At 74.6% G+C, this 9,287-nt stretch carries 8 protein-coding genes; 1 reads left to right on the plus strand and 7 read right to left on the minus strand.

The window, feature by feature from the left end:
• Nucleotides 1-370: 370 nt before the first annotated feature.
• The 6 genes from MXD57_RS30685 to MXD57_RS30710 all read right to left on the minus strand — a co-directional run bounded on the left by MXD57_RS30685 (nt 371) and on the right by MXD57_RS30710 (nt 7,136).
• Nucleotides 371-1,492: an MASE1 domain-containing protein gene (locus MXD57_RS30685; protein WP_250405464.1), complete on the minus strand. Its 1,122-nt coding sequence runs from the start codon at nt 1,490-1,492 to the stop codon at nt 371-373.
• A 91-nt stretch (nt 1,493-1,583) separates the two neighbouring features.
• Nucleotides 1,584-2,918 (minus strand): PP2C family protein-serine/threonine phosphatase, encoded by a 1,335-nt coding sequence (locus MXD57_RS30690; protein ID WP_250405466.1) that lies wholly within the window; start codon nt 2,916-2,918, stop codon nt 1,584-1,586.
• Between the two features lie 207 nt (nt 2,919-3,125).
• Nucleotides 3,126-3,662: an NUDIX hydrolase family protein gene (locus MXD57_RS30695; protein WP_250405467.1), complete on the minus strand. Its 537-nt coding sequence runs from the start codon at nt 3,660-3,662 to the stop codon at nt 3,126-3,128.
• A gap of 7 nt (nt 3,663-3,669) precedes the next feature.
• Nucleotides 3,670-4,845 (minus strand): amidohydrolase family protein, encoded by a 1,176-nt coding sequence (locus tag MXD57_RS30700; RefSeq protein ID WP_250405469.1) that lies wholly within the window; start codon nt 4,843-4,845, stop codon nt 3,670-3,672.
• A gap of 2 nt (nt 4,846-4,847) precedes the next feature.
• Nucleotides 4,848-6,251, minus strand: coding sequence for a glutamine synthetase family protein (locus MXD57_RS30705; protein ID WP_250405471.1), 1,404 nt, complete (start codon nt 6,249-6,251; stop codon nt 4,848-4,850).
• A 75-nt stretch (nt 6,252-6,326) separates the two neighbouring features.
• A complete protein-coding gene (locus MXD57_RS30710) occupies nt 6,327-7,136 on the minus strand; it encodes an SAM-dependent methyltransferase (protein ID WP_250405472.1) in 810 nt (269 codons plus the stop codon).
• A 160-nt stretch (nt 7,137-7,296) separates the two neighbouring features.
• Here MXD57_RS30710 and MXD57_RS30715 point away from each other — a divergent pair, with 160 nt between their 5' ends.
• Complete coding sequence (locus MXD57_RS30715; protein WP_250405474.1) at nt 7,297-8,166, plus strand: Cof-type HAD-IIB family hydrolase; 870 nt, start codon at nt 7,297-7,299, stop codon at nt 8,164-8,166.
• Between the two features lies 1 nt (nt 8,167).
• Here MXD57_RS30715 and MXD57_RS30720 read toward each other — a convergent pair whose 3' ends face one another.
• Nucleotides 8,168-8,971, minus strand: a complete 804-nt coding sequence (locus MXD57_RS30720) for an SAM-dependent methyltransferase (RefSeq protein WP_250405475.1) — start codon at nt 8,969-8,971, stop codon at nt 8,168-8,170.
• Nucleotides 8,972-9,287: the final 316 nt, after the last annotated feature.

Genomic DNA, 9,287 nt, shown 5'->3' on the forward strand with positions numbered 1-9,287 from the left:
GAGGTTTGCCGGAAAGCTCGCGGCGTCCGGTGCGGTGCGGCGCAAGGCGGAGCATCGTCCGCGTACCGGACGTACTCGGGTGATGCGACAGCGCGGCGAGGTGCCGGGCCGGGCGTCGCGAGCCGGTGAACCCGTCCGGTCGCGGCACCAGGGCCCGAGTGCGGCCGGGCGCCCCGCTCCCGCGCGATGTGTGGATCAGGCCCGGCCGTTCCCACGGCTGATCACTGCTGGGTGCGGCCGCCGCGGTGGCCGTGTCCTTGGGCGGTCACGCGGTTCGTCGTGCGATGCCGGCTCCCGGAGACCGCCCGGCGCGGGGCTGTGGGGGAGGCGCCGATCGACCGGCTTCCCGCGATGGCCGGAGGCCGTCTTCTCAGGGATGAGGAGACGGCCTCTGCCGTGTCCGGGACCCTTCCGTCCGTGACCCGCCCGTCTCGGGGTGTCCGGCGGCGTCCCCGGCGGCCGTCCCCGTCCCGCCCTCGTGCGCGACGGCGTTCCCGGTGCCCGGGACGGCCGTCCCGGACGGGCCCCGGGCGAGCAGCGGATGGTGGTCGCCGGCGGTGATCTTGGCGACCATGTCGGCCAGTTGCCCGCAGGCCAGTTCGATCTCCCGCTGGGTCTGGGCCCGCTCACCGAGAATCGCCGCCAGCAGCAGCGCGGTCAGGGCGGCGGAACCGTTGAAGGCCTGCAGGGTGATCATGTTGGCGGCCAGGTCGTGTCCCGCGAACGGACCCGACTTGCGCGTGGCCGCGAAGATCGCGAAGGCCGACACGGTCACCACGCAGGGGGCGGCCCCGGCCAGTCGGAAGCGCAGGGCCGCCCAGAACAGCAGCGGGAAGGCCAGGAACAGCAGCGGCGTGCCACTGGCCTCCAGGACCCCGATGCCGATCGCGGCCGCGGCGAGCAGCACGCCCTCCGCCCACCGGACCGGCGGCACCCCGCTCGGCCGGCGGGCCCTGCGCAGGACCAGCAGGACCGGGGTGACCACCAGGACACCCGTGGCGTCACCGGTCCACCAGACCGTCCAGGTGGGCCAGAAGTGGGCGCCGCCCAGCGCGCCGGAGAGCACCAGGGCCGCGCTGCCCGTCGTCGCGCTGATCAGCATCCCGGTGAACGCGCCCAGGAAGATCAGCGCCAGCGCGTCCCGCAGCCGGTCCAGCTCCTCGTGGAACCCCGCGCGGCGCAGCAGCGCGTAGGAGCACAGGGGCGCCAGGGTGTTGCCGGCCATGATGGCGACCACCGCCGGGACCGACGGCCCCAGCGAGACGTTGACCAGGAACGCGCCGAGCGCGATGCCGGGCCAGAGCCGCGGGCCGCGCAGCAGCAGTGCCGCCACCGCGATGCCGCTCGGCGGCCACACGGGGGTGACCTGGCCGCGCACCAGTTGCTGGAGCAGGCCGAGCCTGGCCGAGCCGTAGTAGAGCGCCGCGACGACGCAGACCTCCAGGGCGGCCGAGCCACCGTGCCGGAGCCGCTCCGGCCACGCCACAGTCATCGGGCGACCTCCGCTCGCCATCGCCTCGAAGCCATCATCCGTCCGATCCACGCGTCGCGCCCGGCAGCACGGTGGGCCGCGGATGCGCCGCTCAGGCGGGTGGGGTGCGCAGCGCGAGGACGGCCATGTCGTCGTGACCGTCGCTGGGGTGGTGGTCCGCCAGTACCTGGACCAGCTCCGGCAGCGGCAGCGCGGCGTGTGCGGCGGCCAGCTCGGCGAGTTGGCGCAGGCTCTCGTCGATGGCGTGCTCGGGATGCTCGACGAGGCCGTCCGTGAAGAAGACCACCGTGGCGCCCGGGGGCAGAAGCCGGGAGTGCTCTGGCCGGGGCTGCCCGGTGTCCACGCCGAGGGGCAGTCCGGGCTCGGAGAACAGCAGTTCCGCCCGGTGCCCCGGGGCGATCAGCAGCGGCGGGACGTGCCCGGCGGTGCTCCAGCGCAGCCGCCACCCGGCTTCCTCCGGTTCGATGCGGGCCAGGGTGGTCGTCGTGACCGGGTTGTCGGTGATCGCCTCCAGGGTCCGGTCGAGCCGGGTGAGGACCGCGCCGGGCGGATTGCGGTGGTCGAACAGCAGGGCGCGCAGCATGTTGCGGGTGGAGGCCATGGCGGCCGCCGCCCGCAGATCGTGCCCGACCACGTCACCGATGACGACGGCCACCACGTCGTCGGGCAACTGGACGGCGTCGTACCAGTCCCCGCCGAGCTGGCTGGGCTCCGCGGCGGGCCGGTAGATGGCGGCGGCGGTGAAGGGCCGCAGGTCCGGCAGGGTGGGCAGCAGCAGCCGCTGGAACTGCTCGGCGTCGATCCGGATACGTTCGAACAGGCGCACGTTCTCGATCGCGATGCCGGCGGCGCTGGCGAGGGCGACGACGACGTTCTCGTCGTGCTTGTCGAAGGGTCGTCCGTCGAGCCGCTCGGAGAGGTAGAGGTCGCCGTAGATCTCGCCGCGGACGCTGATGGCGACACCCAGCAGTGTCCGCATGGGCGGGTGCCCGGCCGGAAAGCCGACGGAGGACCGGTGCGCGGTGATGTCGTCGACCCGCAGCGGCTCCGGGTAGCGGATCAGATGGCCGAGAACGCCCAGGCCCCGTGGCAGGCCGGACGCGTCCAGGGCCCGGCGCTCGGGCTCGGACAGGCCCTCGGCGATGAACTGCCGCAGGCCCGACCCGGACCGGTTGAGCACGCCGAGGGCTCCGTAGCGGGCGCCGACCAGCTCCATGGCGGTCGTCACGATGCGGCGCAGCACCGCGGGCAGTTCCACCTCGCGGCTGATGGCCACCACCGCGTCCAGCAGGCCCTGCAGCCGGTCCATGGCGGACAGCAGGCCACGCAGTTGCTCGTCGATCCGTCCCAGTTCGGAACGCAGGCGCGAGTGCAGGTCGGGCAGGGGCTGCCGGCCGGGGTGCCGGTCCTCCCGGTTCCCGGCCATCACACACGCCCGGTGGTCCGGCGTCCGGTCCCGGTGCCCGCGGGGCGGACCGGCTCGGACAGCCCCTGGATCGAGCGGTGCATGCCGGCCTCCTGACACGATTCCCCGTGGCGGCTGTGTCGTCCTTCGATTGTGGCATCGGCGGCCCCGGGCCTCAGCGGGAGCGGGCCCGGGTGCCGCGGCCGGACGCGGCACCCGCCACCGGCGTCAGGACACCAGCCCCACATGGGCCAGGGCCTGCTTCAGCAGCACGCCGTGCCCGCCCGGCATCTCGCCCTGCAGGGCCGCCGAGGCGGCCTCCTGCGGGCTGAACCAGACCAGGTCGAGCGCGTCCTGCCGGGGGCGGCAGTCCCCGGTCACCGGCACGACGTACGCCAGTGACACGGCGTGCTGGCGCGGGTCGTGGTAGGGCGTGATGCCGGCCGTGGGGAAGTACTCCGCGACGGTGAACGGCTGCAGGGAGGCCGGTACCCGGGGCAGGGCGACCGGGCCGAGGTCCTTCTCCAGGTGGCGCAGCAGCGCGTCCCGCACCCGCTCGTGGTGCAGGACACGGCCGGACACCAGGGTCCGGCTCACCGTTCCGTCCGGGCCGATGCGCAGCAGCAGTCCGATGCTCGTGACTTCGCCGCTGTCGTCCACGCGCACGGGTACGGCCTCGACGTACAGGATCGGCATCCGGGCCCTGGCCATCTCCAGCTCGTCCGAGGTCAGCCAGCCGGGCGTGGTTTCGGTGATGTCAGACATTGCTTGATCATACTTTCCGGGTGGGGCGCTCGCTGCGGTCGCGGGCCGGTGGGTTCGTGGGCAGTGCGTACAGTCGGCGGGCGTTGTCGCGGCCCGTCCAGGCCGCGATGCGCAGGGCGTCGGGCAGGCTCAGCTCGTCGGCGTCCACCCGGTCCTGGAGCAGCGCGCCCAGGGCGCGCCGGAAGGACAGGGCTCCCAGGTGGTGGAACTCGGCCACACCGTAGGCGTCGGAGCTGTACAGCAGTTTGCGGAACGGGGTGATCTCCAGCGCCTCCTCCAGTACCGCCCGGCACCGGGCCGGCCCGGTGTAGTGCAGGGCGAGACCGACGTCCAGGTGCACCTGCTCGAACACCGCCGACAGATAGGCGGCCTGGCGGTGGTACGGCCAGCAGTGCAGCAGCAGGACCGGGACGGTCCCGGCGGTCAGCCGCAGCCAGTCCGTGAGCAGGGCCGGGTCGGTCCGGTGCAGCCGCAGGTCGGCGTCGCCGAAGCCGCAGTGCAGTTGCAGCGGCAGACCCAGGTCGACCGCGGTCCACAGCAGATGCCGTTCGAGGACCGGATCGGCGAGGCGCCCGCCGCGCGCGAGCCACTGTCCGGCCGCCCGGCTCACCTCGGCGCCCCCGGGCCGCTCGGGAGCGAGGGCGAAGCCGGTGCGGTAGGCGGCCACCGACTTCACCGCGATCGCCCCGGGCCGTCGTACCGCCTCCTCGGCGGCCGACCGGAACGCGTCGGCCCAACCGCCGGCCGTGACGCCCCGGGCCGCCACCTCCTCGGCCACCCGTTCGAGCCGGACCACCTCGTGGGCGTGGGCTCCCGAGGCCTCGGCCAGCTCGGCGGGGGAGGTGACGGGGTGCGGGGCGTAGCCGGTGTCGACGCAGAACGCCCCGGCTCCGGCGGCGGTCAGGAAGCGGCGGTTGACCTCGCGCCAGCCCAGCTCGCGGCGCCGGGCCAGGTACTCGGCGGGGGGCGCGTGCCGGGGCAGGTCCAGCAGGGGCGCGCAGTGCCGGCGCACCGCCAGACCGACCGGGCTGTCGAAGGCCGACATGCCGGGCCAGACCTCGCCCTCGGTGATCAGCGACTCGAACTCGGCGGGCGCGAGGTCGGCCGTGACGGCACCGTGGCAGTGGTGGTCCACCAGCGGCAGAGCGGCCAGGGCCTCGTGCACCGGCCCGGGTGCGGCCATGCTCAGTACGTCCAGCGGTAGGCCGCCGCGACCCGCGCGTCGTCCAGACCGGCCACCGCCGCCGCCTCCCCGAGCCGTACGGCGGTCACCGCGTCCGCCAGGACCGGGCCCAGCGCGGCCCGCAGCACCCGGTCGGTCCGGAACTCCTCCACGGCCCCCGCCAGCGACACCGGCAGGCGCCGCACGCCGAGAGCCGCGGCCTCGTCCGGGCCGTAGCGGGCGGGATCCCCGGTGACCTCCTCCGGCAGCGCCCGGGACGCCGTCAGGCCGTCCAGGCCGGCGGCGATCACGCAGCCGAGCGCGAGATACGGGTTGGCGGCCAGGTCGACCGGCTTGACCTCCATGTTCGCCTCCTGGGCCCGGCGGCCCGTGGTGCCGGTGACCATCCGCAGCGCGGCCTCCCGGGTCTCCCGCCCCCACGCTGCGAAGACCCCCGCCCACTGGGAGGGCCTGAGCCGCAGATAGCTCGCCGGGCTGGGCGCCGTCACCGCCGTCAGCGCGGGCAGGTGCGCCAGCACCCCGGCCGCGAACGACTCCGCCTCGGCCGTCATGCCGTACCGGCCGTCGCCGCCGGCGTGCAGGTTCACCCCCTCGCGCCAGCAGGACAGGTGCAGATGGCCGCCGTTGCCGACGCCCTCCGCGACGACGGCGGGGGAGAAGGACACCCGCAGGCCGTGCCGTCGCGCCACGGCGCGGATCGTCTGGCGCACCAGGACGCTGCGGTCGGCGGCGGCCACCGGGTCCAGCGCGCCCACCGAGACCTCGAACTGCCCGGCCGCGTACTCGGGGTGGATCTGGTCGACGTCCACGCCCTGGGCGGCGAGAGCGGCGTACAGGTCGGCCGTGCAGTCGCTCAGCCCGACCTGCCGGACGGCGCCGTACGCCGGGCCGCCGACCGCCGGGACGAACTCGCCCTCGGGCGCGTCGTCGAGCCCGAACACCCACTCGACCTCGAAGGCGGCCCGGAAGGCGAGGCCGTGTTCCCCGGCGGCCCGCGCGACGATCCGGCGCAGGAAGGTGCGCGAGCAGCCGGGGTGGGGCTCGCCCTCCTGCGTGACGCGGTCCACGGGCGCCCAGGCCCAGCCGGGCTGCCCGGCCAGCGCCACCAGCCGGTCGAGGTCGGGGTAGAGCCTGAGGTCGCCGTCCGGGGAGCCGAGGACGTCGGTGGTGACGATCGAGTCGTCGGCCAGGAACGTGTCGAAGACCGGCGACATGCCGACCCCCCAGGCCGCGGCCGCCTCCAGCCGGGCCACCGGGATCGTCTTCACCCGGCCGACGCCCGCGGTGTCCACGTACGCGAGGACGACGCCGTGCACGCCCCGCGTGGTCAGTCCGGCGGTGAGCGCGGCGACCCGCTCCAGGTCGCCGGGCCGTCCGCCGGGCACCGGGTCGGCAAGGGTGGTCATACGTCCTCCTCGACGGGCTCGGCCCCGGCCGGCCGGGGCGGCGGGTCCGGGCTCGGCTCCGGTCCGCGGGTCCGCTCAGGGTTTCACGGCGACCCCGCCGAACTGCGGTACCGCGGCGGCGTCGGGTTCGGCGCGCCACCGCGAGCACGGCACCAGGCCCGGCTCCAGCAGCTCCAGACCGTCGAGGAACGTGGCGATCTCCGCGCGGCCGCGGGCGGTGATCGGCGGGGTGGCGTTGGCGTTCCAGAACTCCATCGCGGCGATGTTGCCCTCGCCGCCCACCTCGGCGTCGAAGGTGGGGTGGGTGAGCACCAGGAAGCTGCCGGAGGGCACCGCCGCCATGATCCGCCGCACGATGTCCCGGGCCTCGTCGAGGTCCAGGACGAAGTTGAGGATGCCCAGCATCATCACCGCGACCGGCCGGTCCAGGTCGAGGGTCCCGGCCGCGCCGCGCACGATGGCCTCGGGGTCGTGCACGTCGGCGTCGATGTAGTCGGTGACGCCCTCGGGGGAGCTGGTGAGCAGCGAGCGGGCGTGCACCAGGACGATCGGGTCGTTGTCGACGTACACGATCCGGGACTCGGGCGCGACGCGCTGCGCGATCTCATGGGTGTTGTCCACCGTCGGCAGGCCCGTGCCGACGTCGAGGAACTGGCGCACCCCGCACTCGGCGGCCAGCTGGCGCACCGCCCGGCCGAGGAAGTCCCGGTCCGCCCGGGCGACGGCCCGGATCACCGGGAACATCCCCGCGATGTGCTCGCCGACCCGCTGGTCGACCTCGTAGTTGTCCTTGCCGCCGATCCAGTAGTTCCAGACCCGCGCGTTGTGCGCCACGGAGGTGTTCAGCCTCGCCGGTCCAGCGGTCGGGGAAAGCCCCTCGGTCACGTATCCGCCCCTCTCACGTGCGGTTGCCCGCCGTCATTGTGTCGCTCCTTGATCGCGCTGTCCCGGGAACCCCGGACCGTGACGGGCCGGGCACCCTCCGGCGTTCCGCGGCGCATGAGGAACACTGGACCGGTACCCCTCCCCGATCCGGAAGCAGGACATGCACGCCACGCCCGCGTCCCTCGCCGACGTCCCCGCGTCCGTCACCGCCCGCGCCGACATCCGGCTCGTCGTCACCGACCTGGACGGCACGCTGCTGGACGACGCCAAGCGCGTCCCCGACGGCCTGTGGCCGATGCTCGCCGAACTGCGCCGCCGCGGCGTGCTCTTCAGCCCGGCGAGCGGCCGCCAGTACGCCACGCTGGCCCGGGAGTTCGCGGACGTCGCCGAGGGGATGGTGTTCATCGCCGAGAACGGCACCTATGTCGTCCGCGACGGGGTGGAGCTGAGCTCGGACCCGCTGGAGCCGGCCGTCGCGGCGGACGTCGCCCGTACGGTGCGGCGGCTCGCCGCGGACGGCGTGGACGTGGGCGCCGTCGTCTGCGGCAAGCGGTCGGCGTACGTCGAGCGGTCCGACGAGGCGTTCCTGGCCGAGGTGCGCAAGTACTACGTCGAGCACCGCGTCGTCGAGGACGTCACCGCCGTCGAGGACGAGGTGATCAAGGTCGCCCTGTTCGACTTCGGCTCGGCCGAGCACAGCACCGCCCCGGCCCTCGGGGCGTTCGCCGCCACGCACCAGGTCGTCGTGTCCGGCGAGCACTGGGTCGACGTCATGAACCGCACCGCCAACAAGGGCGCCGCCCTGCGCGGCCTCCAGCGCGAACTGGGCATCACGCCGGCGCAGACGATGGTGTTCGGCGACTACCTCAACGACCTGGAGATGCTGGACGCCGCCGAGTGGTCCTTCGCCATGGCCAACGCCCACCCGGAGGTCGTCCGCCGGGCCCGCCGGCTGGCCCCGGCCAACAACGACAACGGGGTGCTGCGGACCGTGGCCGAGGTGATCGGGATACCGCTCCCGCGGGCCTGAGTCAGCGCTTCAGCCCGACCGCGCCGTACAGCGAGACCGGTGCGGCGCCTTCGGGCTCCTCCTCCGGGCGCCAGCGGGCGACCGACTCGATGCCGGGCGGCAGGAGTTCGAGTCCTTCGAAGAACACGCCGACCTCGGCCCGCGAGCGGGCCACCAGGGTGACCCCGCCCGCCGCGTAGGCGGCGATGCCCCGCCGGACGTTGGCCGGTTCGAAGTCGGCCGTCATGGTCGACAGCACCAGGCAACTGCCCGGGGCCAGCGCGTCGACCAGCGTGCGGACCAGGTCGTGGGCGCCGTCCTCGTCGGCGACGAAGTGCAGCAGGGCGATCAGGGAGAGGGCGACGGGCCGGCCGAAGTCCAGGACGCGGGAGGCCTGTTCGAGGATGGACCGGGGGTCGCGGGCATCGGCCTGGAGGTACTCGGTCACGCCCTGCGGGGTGCCGCGCAGCAGCGCGTGCGCGTGCGCCAGCACGATGGGGTCGTTGTCCACGTAGACGACGCGGGCGTCCGGCGCGACGGACTGTGCGACCTGGTGCAGGTTGGGTTCGGTGGGTATCCCGGTGCCGATGTCCAGGAACTGGCGGATGCCCGAGCCGGCGGCCAGCGCTCGGGTGGCGCGCCGCATGAAGGCCCGGTTGGCGAGCGCCGCGCGGGGAGCACCGCCGTCGATCTCCGCGATGCGCCGGCCGAGTTGTTCGTCGACGGGGTAGTTGTCCTTGCCGCCGAGGAACCAGTCGTAGACCCTGGCCGGGTGCGGCCGGGTGGTGTCGATGATGGCCTGGGCGGCCGGTTCGGTCCCCGTCACGCTCTGCTCCTGTGCTCGACCGGCCCCCGCGGTCGGCCGGGGGATCGGGAGCAGTGTGACACGATCATGGAGGGCGGCGCAGACGCTCTTCGGCCACCTGTCCGGCGGGCGCCGCCCGCCCGACTCCGCGGTGCGGCAAGCCGGTTCGGCGCCTCCGGCGCGCGGCGCCGGGCCGGCCGGCGTCCTCCGTCCGTCCGGGCCGGGCCGCCCCGGACGGCGTCCCGCCACCGGGGAACGGCCCGATGTCCGGCCGCGGCGCCAGTCCGTCCGCCGACGCACCTGGGCACTTCCCCGAGGCGGACCTCAGCACCGAGGA

This window comes from Streptomyces cellostaticus (genome assembly GCF_023630175.1).
Classification (GTDB): Bacteria; Actinomycetota; Actinomycetes; order Streptomycetales; family Streptomycetaceae; genus Streptomyces; species Streptomyces cellostaticus_A.